The following is a 17,585-nucleotide window of genomic DNA, read 5'->3' on the forward strand; positions in this document are numbered from 1 at the left end:
ACCTTTGCTTATTCTCCATTTGTTAATCGAAATAAATATTTCCTGTTAATCGTATTGTTGATAATCAAATAATTGATTGTATAGCTCTTCAGCCTCATCAAAGCTTGAAAAGACAGCATCATCATCAGCTAGAGGATGATAAGCATCGTGTAGAAACAGGGCTAACTCTTTAGGATTATTTGGATGCTCTACGATTTCTGCTTTTTCAATATTGGCTACATTGGCAGCATGCGGATTTCGGTATATTACATATACCTCTTCACCAATCTGAAAATTGTTTCCTTCCATTGAAACACAACCTCCTAAAATGTACATTCTTAAAGGTAGGTTCCCCAACTTAGCTCATAATATAAAATGGAAAGTTCATCAGAAAGCACCTAGCCTCTGTTAGTACTCAATAACATTTAACCAAAATAAAAAGACAAGCTAGTAGCCTGTCCTTTTATTTTATGAAATATGGAATGTCTCTTTAACAAATTCAACAACTTCTTCTGTTGTGCTCATTGCTAAAACTTTTTCTTTAACGCTTTGAGCCTGCTCTTTAGAAAGCTCTTTAATTTGTGTACGTGCAGGAAGGATCGATGTAGCACTCATTGAGAACTCATCAAGTCCTAGACCAAGTAATAATGGAATGGCAATTTGATCGCCTGCCATTTCTCCACACATACCAGCCCATTTTCCTTCTTTATGTGCTGCATCAATAACCATTGAAATTAGGCGTAAAATCGCTGGATTGTAAGGTTGATACAAGTATGAAACACGCTCGTTCATACGGTCAGCAGCCATTGTGTATTGAATCAAATCATTCGTTCCAATACTAAAGAAGTCAACTTCTTTGGCAAATTGATCAGCCATTACAGCTGTAGATGGAATTTCCACCATCATACCAATTTCGATTGAATTTGATACTTGTACACCATTTGCAACTAGCTTTTCTTTTTCTTCTAATAGAATTGCTTTAGCTTCTCTAAATTCAGAAACTGTTGCAATCATCGGAAACATGATTTTCAAATTACCATAGCTGCTTGCACGTAATAATGCACGTAGCTGTGTACGGAAAATGTCTTGTTCTTCTAAACATAAACGAATCGCTCTAAACCCTAAGAACGGATTCATTTCTTTTGGAAGATTTAAGTATGGAAGCTCTTTGTCTCCACCGATGTCTAGTGTACGAACAACAACAGGTTTTCCTTCCATTCTTTCTAGAACAGCTTTATAAGCATCAAATTGCTCGTCCTCTGTTGGAAGCTGATCCCTACCCATGTAAAGAAACTCAGTACGGTATAGACCTACTGCTTCTCCCCCATTTTCTAATACACCTTTAACATCATCAGGTGTACCAATATTCGCTGCAAGCTCTACATGTTGGCCATCTTTTGTAACAGTTGGCTCGTTAACTAGCTTCGCCCACTCTGCTTTTTGAGCTTCGTATTTTGCTTTTTTCTCTTCATATTGAGCAATAACTTCTGATGAAGGATCAATAATTACATCTCCATCAAGTCCATCGACAATTACCATGACACCATTCTCAATACTGGATGTAGCTTGTTTCGTACCAACTACTGCTGGTATTTCCATTGAGCGGGCCATAATTGCTGAATGAGAAGTACGTCCGCCAATATCTGTTGTAAATCCTTTTACAAATTGACGATTTAACTGAGCTGTATCAGAAGGTGTTAAATCTTCTGCAATAATCACAACTTCCTCGGATATTATGCTAGGATTTGGAATTTGAACACCTAACAAATGTGCGATTACACGTTTTGTAACGTCACGGATATCTGCTGCGCGCTCTTTCATATACTCGTTGTCCATTGATTCAAACATAGAAACAAACATATCAGCCGTTTCTTTCATTGCAAATTCAGCATTAACACCTTCAGTGCTTACCTTATCTAATACAGGATTAAGCAGCTCAGGATCACTTAATACTAATAAATGAGCTGCGAAAATTTCAGCTTTATCCGCACCTAACTCACGGTTAGCATGCTCTTTAATTTTTTCAAGCTCAGCTTTTGATTGGTTGATTGCCAGTTCAAAACGCTGTTTTTCAGCTTCTTTGTCTGTTATCTCTTTTTTTTCAATCTTTAGTTCAGGTTCCTCCAAGCGGTACGCTTTTGCAATCGCAATACCCGCTGAAGCTCCTATCCCTTTTAAGTTCGCACTCATTATTCGCCAAGCCCCTCATTTTTAAGTGTTTGTTCGATACCTGCGATTGCTTCGTCCGCATCTCCACCAGATGAAATAATTTTAATTTGAGAGCCTTGAGGAATACCTAAAGACATTACACCCATAATTGATTTTAAGTTAACTGTTTTGCCATTGTATTCTAAGTTAACATCTGCATCAAATTTGCTTGCTGTTTGTACTAATACTGTTGCTGGTCTAGCGTGAATACCTGTTTCTGCTGTTACTGTAAATGTTTTTTCTGCCATTTTTCATCATTCTCCTTTAAGTTACAATATTCTACAAAATACTATTTTATCAGCCACACGAATCAAAAGACAAGTGTGGCGTATTTATTTCTTATTGTTCAATCGAGATTATGTTCTCGTCTTTAGCAGTTACATTACCATTTGCTTGTAGTTTTATTGTTTGTCCTTCTTTAAGGTTAGTGAAAACTATTGGAGTCATAACTGTTGGTGCGTTTTGTTTCACATATTCAAGATCTACTTCAAGCAACTTTTGACCTTGCTCTACAATGTCACCTTCTTGAACAAATGTTTCAAAGCCTTCACCTTTTAGATTTACTGTATCAATACCGAAGTGAATTAAGATTTCTTTTCCACCATCTGATTGAATTCCTATTGCATGCTTTGTCGGAAACACATTTAAAATTTTACCGTTGACAGGTGAAACAACCGTTCCATTTGTTGGTAAGATTGCAAATCCATCACCCATCATTTTCCCTGAAAATACTTGGTCAGGGACTTCAGTAATTTCCTTTATTTCCCCTGTTAGAGGTGAAACAAGTGTTTCTTCAACTACATTATTTTTCAAACCGTCTGCAACAACATCTTCAACTTGTTCTTGTACTTCTTGAGTTTGCGAATGTGTTTTATTTACTCTTGGTTTTTTTCCAGCCATTACATCTTGAATTTGCGTTTTCAAGTTATCTGACTTTGGTCCGAAGATAGCTTGGATATTATTACCAACTTCTAATACTCCAGATGCACCAAGCTTTTTCAAGCGGTTTTTATCTACCTCTTTTGCATCATTTACAGTTACACGTAGACGAGTAATACATGCATCAAGATGTTTGATGTTTTCTTGTCCACCAAGTGATTCTAAAATTTGCACTGGTAATTCACCAGCAGTTGTTGGTTTTGAATCGCCTGCATCAGTTGTTTCGACCTCAGTATCTTCACGACCAGGTGTTGCAAGATTCCATTTACGGATCGCAAAACGAAATCCGAAGTAGTAAATAACCGCGAGAACTAAACCTACTGGGATTACTAACCACCAATTTGTTTGTGAGTTTAATACACCAAATAATAGGAAGTCAATTAATCCACCAGAGAATGTCATCCCTATTTTAACATCTAAAAGATGCATGGTCATAAATGATAAACCAGCAAAAACTGCATGTATTCCAAATAAAACCGGAGCCACAAATAAGAATGAAAATTCAAGTGGTTCTGTAATACCTGTTAAGAATGATGTTAATGCTGCAGAACCCATTAAACCAGCAACAACTTTTTTATTCTCAGGTTTTGCTTCATGATAAATTGCTAATGCTGCAGCAGGTAATCCAAACATCATGAATGGGAATTTACCAGTCATAAATGTTCCTGCAGTTAAATCTTGTACACCATCTTTAATTTGGTTAAAGAATATCGTCTGGTCACCACGTACAGTATCACCAGCAGCATTCACATAAGAACCAAATTCAAACCAGAATGGCGAATAGAAAATATGATGTAAACCGAATGGTATTAATGAACGTTCAATCACACCGAAAATAAAAGCAGCTAATGTTCTATTTGCATCTAACAAGTTTGTTGAGAATGCATTTAAGCCAGATTGAATTGGCGGCCATACAAAGTACATAAGAATTCCAAGTAATACAGCTGAGGCTGCTGTTGCAATTGGAACAAATCGTTTTCCGGCAAAGAACCCTAAGTATTGTGGCAATTCTATTGTAAAGAATTTATTGTACATATAGGATGCTAAAACACCTACAATAATCCCACCGAAAACACCTGTTTGCAATGTTGGGATACCAAGTACATTTCCATAAGCAGCACTATGACTTGCTAAAAACTCTGCTAATGCTGCCGAATCTGTAGGCATTACACCTAAGCCTTTTAAAATACTGCTCATCGTAACATTCATAATTAAATAACCGATTAAAGCAGCAATACCAGCAACTCCATCTCCGTTAGCAAGACCAATTGCAACCCCAACGGCGAATAAGACAGGTAGATTTGAGAATACGATATTACCTGCGTTTTCCATTACACTCGCAATCAAAACAACCCAATCGCTTGTTAAAAATGGAGCAAGATCAGTTAATGTTTCATTTTGTAAAGCATTACCCAATGCCAATAATAGTCCAGCAGCTGGTAATAATGCAACCGGCAACATTAGAGCACGTCCTATTTTTTGAAGGACGCCGAAAGCATTTTTAAACATGTTAATAACCTCCATATATATTTTGATGACAAAGAGCAACAAAAAAACAATGAAATAGTAAAATCACTTTGTGCTTTAACCGTTTACAACCTAGACTGGAGTCTAAAAACAAATAAAAAAGGCATGGTGAACAGAGATTTATCTGCTAATAGGTATACTTCCCCAAAATAGCAAATAAAAACACCTCTTGTTCACTCATGCCTGATCGAATCAGTAACACGTGAATAATATCGGTTACATTTATTTTATTATTTATTAGTTAGACGATATAAGTGCATTGTTAAATAAACAACCTCTGCATCATAAACAGGTTTTTTCAATGACTGTTGCATTACTTTAATCATTTTCCAAGAAGTATTGTAGCACAGCGGATATTCCTTTTTCAACAAAAAAGCTAATTTTTCTGGTTCTGCTACTGATTCACCAGAGTTAACCCTTTCAATTGTATAACGAAGATGTCGAATTAGCCTTAAATAGTTAACACTTTCTCGATCAACTACAATTTTTAAAGATTCCTCAATGACATCTGTTAATTTACTAATTAATTGTGAGTACTGATTGACTTCTGATAGGGGCTTATTTGTAATTGAACTATGAATGTGTAATGCGATAAACCCAATTTCACCATCAGGTAAATGTACATTTAGTCTTTGATTGATTCGTTCGATAACTTCTTTAGCAAGCTGAAATTCAAAGGGATAAAGCGATTTTGTTTCTATTAAGAATGGATTTTTCAAATCCATCCCTTGCTGTAAACGCTTTAAAGCAAAGGTTATGTGATCAGTTAATGATATGTGAATATGTTCGTTTAATGGATGCTCAACACGTTCAGATATATATTGGATTGCATCTTGAACGACATCAAGCATGTCCTCATCAATATCTGATAATAGCATTTTATATTGTTCCTGCTCCTTTTGATTGGTTAACACAAACATTTTTTCATAACCAGAATCCTCAATGACATCGCCTTGTTTTTTCCCAAAGCCAATTCCTTTACCTATTAAAACAACCTCACCGAATGAATTATGCTTGGCAATTAAAACATTGTTATTTAGTGATTTTTTTATTTCAAAGGACTCCTTCACGAAATCCACAGCTCCTTTTCATTGAATCTTTTTTATCGTACATAAGTTAACAAGGAACGTCAATGAATTTGTCACTTTTTGTAGAAAAAATTAGTGAAAAAAACCCTTGACATTTAAATGGTTTATTTTTGAGGTTTGTCATTTTTATTTACATATTTTTTAGCCAATATTTACACATGTAAAGTGGAATTTTTAGGGAATGGTAAAGACGAGGTGATTAGATTGAGAAAAAGCATAAAAATCATTCTTTTTCTTTTTTGTATTAGCTTATTTTTAAATATTAAAACAATCTCTGCATCAGATGGAACGATTAAAGTTTTAGATATTGAGACTAGTACAATTATAAAGGAGCTCGAGAGTACAGAAGAAATAGATAAGGATGTGGAGAATGCAATTAAATCAATAACTGGGGTAACTGTACAAGCAAACCCAGTACCAAAGCAGGGTTACTTAATAAAAATTCCTTTAACAAAATCACTTAAAATAAAAAATAAATGGTTTGAAGATATTGTGAGCGAAGTCTTACTATTATATAACCCTGCAGCAAAAGGACAAGGTAAAGTTATTTTATATAATGATGAGAATACACCAATGTTTTTTGATATTGAATATGACTTTTTGCCACTTTTTGAAAAATTAAATGTTAAGTAGCACGTATATTTTTTTACGTTTTAACTAACACTTATGAGCGGGTTAAAAATAGTTATTTTCGGAGGTGAGTCAAATTGAAGAAAAGCAATGATAGTAAAGAACAACAATTTCAACAACAACAGAATCAAGCTATTGAAACTGAATTTTCAAATGAAATGACATCTAAAAAGCAAAAAAAGAAAAACAAATAAATCTTTGTAAAAAGGCGGATTATTCCGTCTTTTTCATTTTACAGTTCTTTACTGAATCATATTTCGCTTTATGATATAATATATGTAATATTGACCGTGGATGTTGCCGCATCCACAGTCTGCAGTCGTAAATCACACATAAGATTTGTAGACCTATACAAGGTCTATTTTTTTTGTGAAAAAGCTAAAATCGTCACAATTAATGAAGCAAAACTAAACATAACAATTAAGCTTTCATATATTGTCAACAAGCATCACCCCCTTTCAAAAGGGGCTTGTTTGATCTAGCTGACTGCAAATTAATTGTATCATAAACTTAATGAATTATGGAACATATGTTCTTATTTGGTTATTTCAGCCTAAGGGACAACTTAAATATCCTGCTTTCGCACAACCAAATAACCACTTTTTTTAATTGTTTATTCTTGTTACGACAACATTTGTTTTTTTCATTCGATCTAATATATTAAAAGCAATTTTCACCTTAGCAACAGTCCCCTTCAGCGCTTCTTCATGAAGCGACTGTGGTGATAAATATAATGCTGAAAAATCATATAATGCCCTTGCTAATAATTCAACCGCCTTTTCATGGTCACTATTATTCTTACCTTTTAGATCTTTTACAGAAATTCGAATGATATCCTCTGAGATTTCTTGTATTAACTTTACTTTTTCCTGTTCAGTCATCTTCATTCTCCCCTTTCAACTCTTTACCATGAGAAAGTGAAATACCTAACTAATTCCAGGTATATTCCTATTATCATCATACGTTCTCAAAATGGAAAATATGGTAAAACTTAAAACTTAATAAGAAAGAATAATCGCCCTATTGTCTCATACAAATTTAGCTAAATTGATAAATGACGAACGTATTTTCGGTTTTTTTGCATAAAGGAATGTATGTTCGTGTATAATAAAATTAGATTTGTATGGGAGGTGAAATTGTTGAAACAATATCTAAATCTTAGCTTAGAAAATCAGGTACCTATTGAAATTATTTATTTATCAAAATGTGGGGAGTTTTCTCAAAGGAAGGTTCTGGTGAGGAGAATAAGTAAAGAAAAAGTAGTCGCATATTGTTATTTACGTAATCAAATTCGTAGCTTTTCATTAGATCAAATTTTATCAGCAAGCTGGAGCAAAAAAATTAAAGTCTCATGAAACAGACAAATACACTGATTACTTCGTATAAGATAATTTACTTACTACATCCCCCAATGTACCTACCAATCTTTTCTTTCAAGAGTTCTATTATCATTTATCACTTAAAGCAAAATTGAAAGCTGACTAACTAGACAACGTTAGCCAGCTCATTATTAAACAAGTTATTCTGGATTTTCAATTAGTAACACTTCAGCGTTAAACACATATTGTAAAGAAAAGTTATGAATATAAAATTATAGGTTTTCTCAATAAAATTGAGGGTATTACATAAGTAGCGCGCTACGAAATGATGACTTCACGAAGATACCAGCAGACGCCAGTGTTTAGTGGCGCGGCCTAGGAGCCGTATCGATATAAGAGAGGAAGGGCTTATATCTTAAATGCGTCAAACAATTGGAATGCTTCACTCATCATATTCGTTTCATTTAAACTGCAGCTTTAATGATGCCAAAATATGTTTACATAGTTATACTAATCAATTGTAAGACTGTTCACTAGTTGACGGTTTTATAATTTAAATGAACCGACTAAAAGAAGCTGACTAATCAAAGTCAGCTTCTTTCCATTTTCCAATTCTAGATCGATAATTGTTGTGATAACGTATAAACACCCTCTGGTAGAGCATCTTTTTGCTTAAGAATTTGTATAATATCGTGGTCAACAATTTCCTGCTTTTGCATTCCGATCGCACGTCCCCCTTTTCCTTCTACCAATAACTCAACTGCTCGAGCACCTACTCGAGAAGCCAATACACGATCAAAGCCTGTTGGCGTACCACCACGTTGAATATGACCTAACACGGAAATTCGTGTTTCTAATTGGTATTTTTCCTTTAATTCATTTGAGAGATCATTAGCAGAACCTACACCTTCTGCTAGGACAATAATGGAATGCTTTTTCCCACGTTTAATCCCTTTTTGAAGCCTCTGAACAACATCCTCAATTTCATATGGTCGTTCGGGAATTAATATTGTTTCAGCACCAACTGCAAGACCTGAAAAAAGAGCAATATCACCAGCATGTCTTCCCATAACCTCAATAATGAATGTTCGATCATGTGATGTTGCTGTATCACGAATTTTATCAATACTACCTATAACAGTATTTAAGGCAGTATCAAACCCAATTGTGTAATCAGTCCCAGGAATATCATTATCAATCGTTCCTGGTAAACCAACACAAGGAAAGCCCTTTTCAGTTAATTTTGCAGCACCTCGATATGAACCATCCCCACCAATGACAACAAGTCCTTCAATCCCAAGTGCTCTAAGTTGCTTAATTGCCTTATGCTGTGATTCATCCCTTTTAAATTCTTCCGATCTTGCTGAATACAAAATCGTCCCACCACGATGAATAATGTCACCAACAGAACCTAATTCAAGCTTTTTTATATTGCCTTCCATAAGACCAGCATATCCATAATAAACACCATAAATTTCTAATCCAGAATATATTCCTTTCCTAACAACTGCACGGATGGCAGCATTCATACCAGGTGAATCTCCTCCGCTTGTTAAAACTGCAATTTTCTTCATGAAATTGCCCCCTTAATAATTAGAAACAGTTACGATATTATAGGCCTTCACTACCGTTTTGGTTCAAAATATGTATATTGAAATCACATTGTTTATCAAATTTTCTACAATTACTTTTCCGTTTTACCCAAATTTAAAGTATTGTAAAATGCACACTCATAGGCATCTCACTATATCGTTTCCTGTTCATAGCTTTCTAAACAATTTAGATAAAGTTTTTCCTACATTAAATTAGCTAATTATTACACCCTTTAAATTCATTAATACACAGAGGAGATCTCCTGTATTCTCCTGTATCTTCAGCAGAAAGCGAACGTCTGCATCGGATACAACACCTTAGTTTAAAGTTTGTTACAAAATTGTAAACTTTTAGAAATAATGTAGAATAAACGGTTATTCGACGCGGTTTTTAAATTAGATTTCACGAACCTAACTGCATTTAAAAGACCTTCAAAATCTGTAATCGTTTTACTTTTGGATAAAATTTGATAAAATTAGAAAAATCAAATTTTTCGAGGAGTGAGGGGATATAGTTGGACGTAATGTGTCATTCAAATTTTCAACCACTTATAATCTATCCTGAAGGATATTTTTCCATTTTTCCAAACAATGACATGAAATTAATAAAGGTTTTAAATAAGCTATATTTTTCTCAAATAACATCCACCCACTATTGTATTGCTTATAAAACGAAAGCAGATCTTAAAGAATACCTTTCATTTATCCACTATGAAATGGATAATATTTCTACATACGAAGGATCTATTCATCAAGAGGTACTTCCAGACTCATTTGACATATTTTCATTGAAAACAATTTATGAACATACATTCCATGAAAATACGGTAGATATCATTAAACACGGAGAATTTATCAGTTTTCTTCAACCGATTGTAAACTTGAAAAATGAATCAATTTTAGGGTTTGAGTCCTTACTTCGTGTAAAGGATCAATCGATTTTCCCAAGTCAATTATTCGAGGTAGCTAAAAAAACAAATATGCTATCTCTTTTAGATCAGAAAGCTCAAGAGGTCGCCATTCAAGGACGCTACAATAAACTTCAAAAAGGGATTAAAAGCTTTATTAATTTTATACCATCTACAATATCTAATCCAGAGCTTTGCATCAAACAAACCTATCAAATTGCCATGAAATACAAGGTATCTCCAGACGATCTTGTTTTTGAAGTAGCAGAAACTGAAAACATTGTAAATTTAGATCATTTAATAAACATCCTAAAAAAGTATAAAGATTATGGAATGAAGGTTGCACTCGATGATGTAGGCTTAAACTTCTCAATTTTAGACAAGCTATCAAAAATTCAACCAGATTATTTAAGTATTAATAAGAAGTTTATTCAAGATTGTCATCTAAACGAGGATAAACAAGCTTTTTTAAATAGTATTCTTCAAATTGCTAATAAGCTAAATATTTGTGTCCTAGCCAAGGGGATTGAACACAAGGGTGAATATGATTATTTAAAATTGCTAGGCGTTCATTTAGGTCAAGGATATTATATTGGTAGACCAAGCGAAACACCGAGTACTCTTGGTCTTAAAAATACAAAATTGAATGTGTAGTCAACTAAAAGAGGAAGCACCATCATTGATGGGTCTTCCTCTTTTTTTACGTTTCATCTTATCTTTTTACTGCTCGATAACCTGCTGAAATTGCTTCTGCTTCAGAGCAAAACATTTCTTCAGGCTTAGTAACTTTATATGAAGAGGATTCTTCTGTATGATATATCTTTTCCCCTTTATAATTAATATTTCCTTTAATTGTGCAGCCTTCAGTGGCTTTTACTGTTTCATCAGTTCTATTTACTTGAATCTCATTTTCAGCAAAGCCTTGGTCTTTTGCATAATTCTCAATACTCCAAATTCCAATTCCCTGTTGCTGTGCCTGCTCTTGAATAGTAGAAAAATCGTCAACATATTTTGTATTTGGCTCAAAAACATACGCTAACCTTGCTAAACCTTTTTCAAGAAGCATTTCATTGACCATCTTATCGTCAATATATACATAAGCTAGCAGTCTCCCGTATTTATCACGTTCACCAATATCCATCTCTAATTGAACGTTTGCTCCATTCAACAACTCTTTTACAAAGCTACTAGCCTCGGGACCAAATGGTTGTACTGGTTTAGTAGGATGAACTGTTTCAGGTGTATCAATTAATAAAAGTCTCACTGTCTCCTTTTCCCCATTTATTTGTACATTTATTGTATCACCATCTACAACTCTTATTACTTCAGCTGCAATAAAACGAGAATCATTTTGGTGAAGTGAACAACCAGATGTAAGTAATAAGATAATGACTACAACTATCCATTTTTTCAATTTTCTTTTCCCCTTCAAAACACTAATTACGATTATTTAATAATCGTAAACTCCTTTGGAAATTTCGTTAATGTTTCAAATCCATTATTCGTAATGAGCACATCATCTTCAATTCTAACTCCGCCAATATTCGGTATGTAGATTCCAGGTTCGATTGTATATACCATACCTTCCTTTAGTAGCTCGTCATTTGTATGACTCATTGATGGATATTCATGAACATTTATCCCTAAACCATGTCCTAGACGATGAGGGAAATAATCTCCATACCCTGAATCAGTAATAATTGCTCTTGCAGTTGAATCAAGGTCACCAATGCGGATTCCTGGTTTACTTGATTGTAATGCAGCTAATTGCGCTTTTAACACGGTATCATAGATTCGCTTTTGTTGTTCATTATATGTTTTATAAACAAATGTCCGCGTAATATCAGAACAATAGCCATCAAGGATAACACCTAGATCAAATAAAACAAAGTCCCCTTCACTTAACTTCTTTCCTCCTGGATTCCCATGAGGCTGACCTGATTTTTCTCCAAATAACACCATAGTTGAAAAGGACATTTCGCGGATACCCTTTTTCTTTAGTTCGTACTCAATTGTAGCAAGAACTTCCATTTCGGTTACACCGTCTTTAAGCGCATTAATCCCAACTTGAACCCCATAGTCTGCAAGTTCTGCAGCTTGTTTTAAGATGGAAACTTCTTTTTCATCTTTAATAACACGAAATTCATTTAAAATATTTTCAACAGGTACAACTTGACTAGGTTTGACAATTTGTAGCAAGCTTTCAACTCTACTATACGATGTTACTTCTTTTTCAATCGCTAGTGTTTGAATAGTTAGTTTCTGTTTGATAAGGAATTGGTGGATTAATTCCCATGGATTTTCATGATCACCATACCCTACAATCTCATAATTCCAGCCTGCCTCTTTCGCTTGTCTGGCTTCCATTTGCGGACAAACGAAGAACGGCTCAGTATTTTTGAACAAAAATAACCCCATTAATCGTTCATGTGGATCTGTATAAAAGTTCGTTAAATAAAAGACATTTTCCTTTGATTGGATAAAACACATATCAATTTTACTTTCTTGTAACCAATTTGTTAGTTTCGTAAGACGCTTTTGCACTTTCCCACTACCTTTCAAACTATATTACTATAATGATACCATATCTAAACTTTTAGAAAAAACTGATTCATCACAAAGTACATTTAACAAAATCCACATATAGCTTATAACTCAATATATTAAAGGATTTATGAAATATAGGTCATTTTTCTTGTTATGTTTCACAAAATGATGGACAAAATAGAAAGTTGAAAGCAGATTACTCTTTCATAAAATGATATTTTACTTCCAGTTCTCATTTATGTTGGTTTTCTAACTATACCTATACTTTACTATTACCTTGTCTTGTCAATCATCCCATATCAAATGATAGGAGGTTTTTAAAATTAAAAAGAAAGTTATTATCATTGGTGGTGGTTTAGGTGGTATGTCAGCTGCAATACGCCTTGCTGTCGATAATTATGATGTCACCATCCTTGAAAAAGGTAAGCGACTTGGCGGAAAACTCAATTCACACTGTGAACAGGGGTTTACTTTTGATACAGGTCCATCTATTCTTACGATGCCTTGGGTACTAGATCATCTCTTCCTAAATGCTAATCGAAAGCTATCAGATTACATAAACATAAAAAGAATTGAACCACAATGGAAAGCTTTTTTTGAAGATGGAACATTAATTAATTTAACAAGTGATTTGCCAGAGATGATTAAACAGCTTCAGTCTTTGTGTAAGGAAGATGCTAGTGAATTTTTCAATTTTTTGCATTACTGCAACAAAATGTATGACTTTCATGTAAAAAGCACATTTAAAAAAAGTATATCAGGTATTCAAGACTTACGTACAATGCTAAGTGTAAAAGATTTGTTTTCAATGGAACCAATGAAAACTACGAACCAGAGTACAAAGAAATTCTTTAAGAATAAAAAAATTCAGCAGCTTTTTAATTATCTAATTATGCAGAGTGGCTCATCACCTTATCAAGCACCTGCTAACTTATCAAATCTTGCACATATTCATCTTGGTTTAGGTAGTTATTATGTCGAAGGTGGGATTTTTAAAATTGCTGAAGCACTCTCAAAAATACTTCATGAACTGCAAGTTAATGTCCATCTTAATTCCAAAGTAAAACGAATTGTTACACAAAATTCTTACGCACATGCGATTGAGCTAGAAAACGGATGTTTATTTGAAGCAGATATTGTTGTATCCAATTTGGAAGCTGTTCCCACTTACGACACACTATTAAACAACCAACCAATAACTCCTGAGGAACACAATGGGTTAGAAAAATATCCACCTACGGTTTCAGGACTCTTATTACTATTAGGTGTAAACAAGACATATTCGCATTTAGCACATCATAATTTTTTCTTTTCTGAATCTCCTAAGAAGGAGTTCCAACAAATCTTCACAGAAGGAATACCGGCTACAGATCCAACTATTTATGTTGGTATTTCAGCTAAAACAGATCCAAACCTAGCACCTATTGGAAAAGAAAATCTTTACGTATTGACTCATGTGCCTTCACTAAAAAAGGACGAAACATGGGAAGAAAAGAAAGACGAATACCGCCAAATCATTCTAAATAAGCTAGAACGTATGGGAATAGAAGGGTTAAAAGAAAATATAGAATATGAATATACATTAACCCCAAACGATTTCCAACAAGATTATGGTGCAAACGGTGGCTCCTTATATGGAGTTGTATCAGACCGAAAAAAGAATGGCGGATTTAAAATCCCTAGCAGAAGTCCGCTGTTAAAAAATTTATACTTTGTTGGTGGATCAACACATCCTGGTGGTGGAATTCCCTTGGTTACATTATCTGGACAACTAACAGCGGATTTAATCTTGGAACAGGATCTTAAATACAACAAGGGAATTGGGTAAGCAACAAAAGACCAAGCGACTTTCTCACTCTTTTGTAAAGAAAGTTCAATTTTACCTATTTTTAATTAAAACAGTACATTTGTAACATGTTTTTAATATTTCTTATGTACTCGAAATAATTTTTTTCTTGTATAATATCTACTATACATTCGTGTTTTATAAAGGGAGGAAAAAAGAGCCGAGGAGCTCAAGAATGTGTAGCTTTGTTTAGCTACTTCTATTTGATGGAGGCCCTTGAAGTCCTGAAAATAGAAAAGAATACTTTCAGGAAGAAAGACCACTATTCTCAGTACATAAGTAGCGAAACAGAAGACTATCTTTAGAGGCTTCATTGTTATTTCTCGGACTTTTTGAACAAACTCTATATATCTTTCTTCCTACTAAGGAGTTGTTGTTCGTGCTTCAATGGGTAAAACGTTACTTAGTTCCAATTCTTTGTATTATAGGAGTTTTTTCACCGATTATCGGTATGTCATTAATTGATACTTTTTATTATAGTACAGTGTTCGGCTGGATCTTTGGTTTTTGCTGTTTTGTTATTTCTTATATTATTGTCAGCAAAAGACCTGATGATGAAGAAGAAACAACTTCCACACCCTCCGCTACTGAATCTTAAATTAAACGAGTCTTCAATCAGCGGGGATTTAACTGCCTAATTTGAAAGAGTTAAATAAAACTAGTAAAGCACAAAAGGACTTACCTTGATCTCAGTCCTTTTTGTGCTTTAGCTTTTTAATTTCCTCTTAGTAAACGTAGGCCATTTAAGATAACAAGAATTGTACTTCCTTCATGACCAATTACACCCAATGGAAGATCTAACACTTGGATAAAATTCGAGCAAATAAGTAGTGCAATAACAGCCATTGAAAAAACTATATTCTGCTTTACTATACGATTCATCTTTTTCGAAAGCTTAACAGCCTTTGTAAGCTTAGATAGTTCATTTTTCATTAAAATAATATCCGCTGTTTCAAGAGCAACATCTGTCCCTTCTCCCATCGCAATTCCTACATCTGATATAGCAAGAGCTGGAGCATCATTGATTCCATCCCCAATCATTGTAACATTACCATATTTTTCTTTTAACGCCTTAATTTCATTTACTTTATCTTCTGGTAAGCATTCACCAATAAAGTGGTCAACCTGCAATTCTGTTGCAATTGCCTCTGCCGTTGATTTGCTATCACCTGTAAGCATAATCGTTTTAATCCCATTTTGTCGTAATGTATATATAGCTGATTTCGCTTCTTCTCTAACAACATCTTTCAGTGCTAAAAGTCCAACTATTTGTTCTTCACGAACAACATAAACTATTGTTTTCCCTTCCTTTGCAAGCTTCTCACTTACTTTATTTTCATAAACTAATGCTTCGCGACGACCTACAAAGTCTGCTTTTCCAATTTTCCAATTGATGTCATTCAAAACAGCACTAACTCCAAAACCTGATTTTTCATCTACTGAAGTCATATTCGCAATACGCTTTGGATAATCCCTTTGTATTTTTGCAACAATCGCCTTTGCTAATGGATGGTTTGATTGGTTCTCAATTGATAGGACAGCCTCATAAAATGAGTCAGCATCCACTGTGTCCGACACGATAATATCTGTTACTGTAGGTTCACCCTTTGTTAAGGTACCTGTTTTATCGAACACAACAACTTTTGTTTTACTTAATTGTTCTAAATGAACTCCTCCCTTAAATAAGAGGCCATTTCTAGCTCCATTAGATATTGCCGATAAAGTAGCCGGCATAATCGAGGCAACTAACGCACAAGGTGAAGCTACTACCATTAAAACAAGTGCACGATAAATCGTTTCGTTCCAGCTCCACCCCAGCGCGAAATGTGGAAGCACCATCATAATCGCAACAAGTGCTAATACTGTTTTTACATATGTTCCTTCAAATTTTTCAATAAATTGTTGTGATGGTGATTTTTCCGATTGCGCAGATTGTACAAGATCTAGTATCTTTTGAAACATTGTTTCTGTACTTTTTTTCGTTACTGTAACTGTGATCGAACCGTTCCCATTCACAGTTCCTGCAAATACTTCATCGTTACTCTCTCTTTCAACAGGCATTGATTCACCAGTTATCGCTGATTGATCAATATTTGTTTTTCCCGTAACTATTATTCCATCTGTAGGAATTCTTTCTCCAGGTTTTACTAGGATTGTATCTCCAATATGTAAAGAAGATACATGGACTCGACTTTCATTTCCATTTTCAATCAAAAGGGCCTCTTCAGGCTGAAGGCTCATTAATGCAGAAATCTCTCGCTGACTTTTATTCATCGTATACGTCTCAAGTGCGCCACTTAACGCAAAGATAAATATTAAGATGGCACCTTCAGTCCAATATCCAATCATAGCAGAGCCAACTGCTGCAAAAATCATTAACAGTTCAACATTTAAGTTTTTTTCTGCAATGGTTTCTACAATACCTTCCTTCGCTTTTGCATAACCACCAATCACAAATGCTAGAATAAACAACGGTATTGAAACTGTGTCATTTCCTTGGCTTTCAAAGAACCATCCGAATCCTATAAGAATCCCAGAAATAATTGCATTTATAAGTTCGATCTGTTCGCTCCATTTCACAAAAATCCCACTGTCTTTATTTGACCGAACTGAATTAGTTATTTGACCAACACTATTTAGTTCCATTCAAACCACTCCCTCTAATTGAGAATAAAATTCATAATCATTATTTCAATTTTTTGATATAAAACACAGAAATTGAGTAAATCCATTGAATTATTTAATATATTATCAATTATAACAAACAAATTTACATTTTCAAGTAATAATTATTATAATTACTAAATAATAATTATTATAAATTAATGATAACTTTTCTCAGTTGTTTTTATGATTTTTTTATTCTTTGTCATTAATTGGAGTGGTTCTCTGATCCATACCCTTTAGTATAATAAATGAAGCTTGGAAAAGTTCGATAAATCCAAAGCGCAAGGAGTACTTAATATGTGATAAAAACTTAAACAAGAGCACGTGGAGATCTA

Annotated in this window: 16 protein-coding genes; 5 read left to right on the plus strand and 11 right to left on the minus strand. The window is 34.1% G+C overall.

Translation table 11 applies throughout. From position 1 onward, the window contains the following. Positions 1-45 precede the first annotated feature (45 nt). The 5 genes from WCV66_RS21265 to glcT form a co-directional block, all read right to left on the minus strand. The gene (locus WCV66_RS21265; RefSeq protein WP_066330901.1) at positions 46-288 is read right to left on the minus strand and encodes a transcriptional regulator SplA domain-containing protein; all 243 of its coding nucleotides are present in this window, start codon (positions 286-288) and stop codon (positions 46-48) included. Between the two features lie 159 nt (positions 289-447). Further along, the gene (gene ptsP, locus WCV66_RS21270) at positions 448-2,169 is read right to left on the minus strand and encodes a phosphoenolpyruvate--protein phosphotransferase (protein WP_066330904.1); all 1,722 of its coding nucleotides are present in this window, start codon (positions 2,167-2,169) and stop codon (positions 448-450) included. Further along, a complete protein-coding gene (locus tag WCV66_RS21275; protein WP_066330906.1) occupies positions 2,169-2,435 on the minus strand; it encodes a phosphocarrier protein HPr in 267 nt (88 codons plus the stop codon). Before WCV66_RS21275 ends, ptsP begins: the two co-directional genes overlap by 1 nt. 91 nt (positions 2,436-2,526) lie before the next feature. Further along, positions 2,527-4,635, minus strand: coding sequence for a glucose-specific PTS transporter subunit IIBC (gene ptsG / locus WCV66_RS21280; protein ID WP_338786767.1), 2,109 nt, complete (start codon positions 4,633-4,635; stop codon positions 2,527-2,529). 248 nt (positions 4,636-4,883) lie between these two features. Next, positions 4,884-5,723, minus strand: coding sequence for a glucose PTS transporter transcription antiterminator GlcT (glcT, locus tag WCV66_RS21285; protein ID WP_338786768.1), 840 nt, complete (start codon positions 5,721-5,723; stop codon positions 4,884-4,886). 222 nt (positions 5,724-5,945) lie between these two features. Between glcT and WCV66_RS21290 the strand changes: the two genes are divergently transcribed. Further along, positions 5,946-6,374, plus strand: a complete 429-nt coding sequence (locus WCV66_RS21290) for a hypothetical protein (RefSeq protein ID WP_066330924.1) — start codon at positions 5,946-5,948, stop codon at positions 6,372-6,374. 355 nt (positions 6,375-6,729) lie between these two features. Here WCV66_RS21290 and WCV66_RS26900 read toward each other — a convergent pair whose 3' ends face one another. Continuing rightward, entirely contained in the window at positions 6,730-6,786 is a 57-nt protein-coding gene (locus WCV66_RS26900; protein WP_413789682.1) for a hypothetical protein, read from the minus strand. A gap of 190 nt (positions 6,787-6,976) precedes the next feature. Next, positions 6,977-7,252, minus strand: coding sequence for a hypothetical protein (locus WCV66_RS21295; RefSeq protein ID WP_066330927.1), 276 nt, complete (start codon positions 7,250-7,252; stop codon positions 6,977-6,979). Between the two features lie 258 nt (positions 7,253-7,510). On the opposite strand from WCV66_RS21295, the gene WCV66_RS21300 reads away from it, so the two are divergent. Beyond that, a complete protein-coding gene (locus WCV66_RS21300; protein WP_157094367.1) occupies positions 7,511-7,726 on the plus strand; it encodes a hypothetical protein in 216 nt (71 codons plus the stop codon). Between the two features lie 578 nt (positions 7,727-8,304). Here WCV66_RS21300 and pfkA read toward each other — a convergent pair. Next, complete coding sequence (gene pfkA, locus WCV66_RS21305) at positions 8,305-9,264, minus strand: 6-phosphofructokinase (protein ID WP_338786769.1); 960 nt, start codon at positions 9,262-9,264, stop codon at positions 8,305-8,307. A gap of 542 nt (positions 9,265-9,806) precedes the next feature. On the opposite strand from pfkA, the gene WCV66_RS21310 reads away from it, so the two are divergent. Further along, positions 9,807-10,844 (plus strand): EAL domain-containing protein, encoded by a 1,038-nt coding sequence (locus WCV66_RS21310; protein WP_338789514.1) that lies wholly within the window; start codon positions 9,807-9,809, stop codon positions 10,842-10,844. Positions 10,845-10,902: 58 nt separating this feature from the next. On the opposite strand, the gene WCV66_RS21315 is transcribed toward WCV66_RS21310, so the two are convergent. Beyond that, positions 10,903-11,604 carry a thermonuclease family protein gene (locus tag WCV66_RS21315; protein ID WP_338786770.1) on the minus strand — a complete coding sequence of 234 codons (702 nt, stop codon included), beginning with the start codon at positions 11,602-11,604 and terminating at the stop codon, positions 10,903-10,905. Between the two features lie 32 nt (positions 11,605-11,636). Next, positions 11,637-12,680 carry a M24 family metallopeptidase gene (locus tag WCV66_RS21320; RefSeq protein ID WP_413789683.1) on the minus strand — a complete coding sequence of 348 codons (1,044 nt, stop codon included), beginning with the start codon at positions 12,678-12,680 and terminating at the stop codon, positions 11,637-11,639. Between the two features lie 421 nt (positions 12,681-13,101). On the opposite strand from WCV66_RS21320, the gene WCV66_RS21325 reads away from it, so the two are divergent. Together WCV66_RS21325 and WCV66_RS21330 are read left to right on the plus strand one after the other, a co-directional pair. After that, complete coding sequence (locus tag WCV66_RS21325) at positions 13,102-14,565, plus strand: phytoene desaturase family protein (protein WP_413789602.1); 1,464 nt, start codon at positions 13,102-13,104, stop codon at positions 14,563-14,565. Between the two features lie 397 nt (positions 14,566-14,962). Beyond that, positions 14,963-15,181 carry a hypothetical protein gene (locus tag WCV66_RS21330; protein ID WP_338786772.1) on the plus strand — a complete coding sequence of 73 codons (219 nt, stop codon included), beginning with the start codon at positions 14,963-14,965 and terminating at the stop codon, positions 15,179-15,181. A 116-nt stretch (positions 15,182-15,297) separates the two neighbouring features. Here WCV66_RS21330 and WCV66_RS21335 read toward each other — a convergent pair whose 3' ends face one another. Beyond that, positions 15,298-17,229 (minus strand): heavy metal translocating P-type ATPase, encoded by a 1,932-nt coding sequence (locus WCV66_RS21335; RefSeq protein ID WP_338786773.1) that lies wholly within the window; start codon positions 17,227-17,229, stop codon positions 15,298-15,300. Between the last annotated feature and the right edge of the window lie 356 nt (positions 17,230-17,585).

Source organism: Metabacillus rhizosphaerae (assembly GCF_037201795.1).
GTDB classification, from domain to species: domain Bacteria; phylum Bacillota; class Bacilli; order Bacillales; family Bacillaceae; genus Metabacillus; species Metabacillus rhizosphaerae.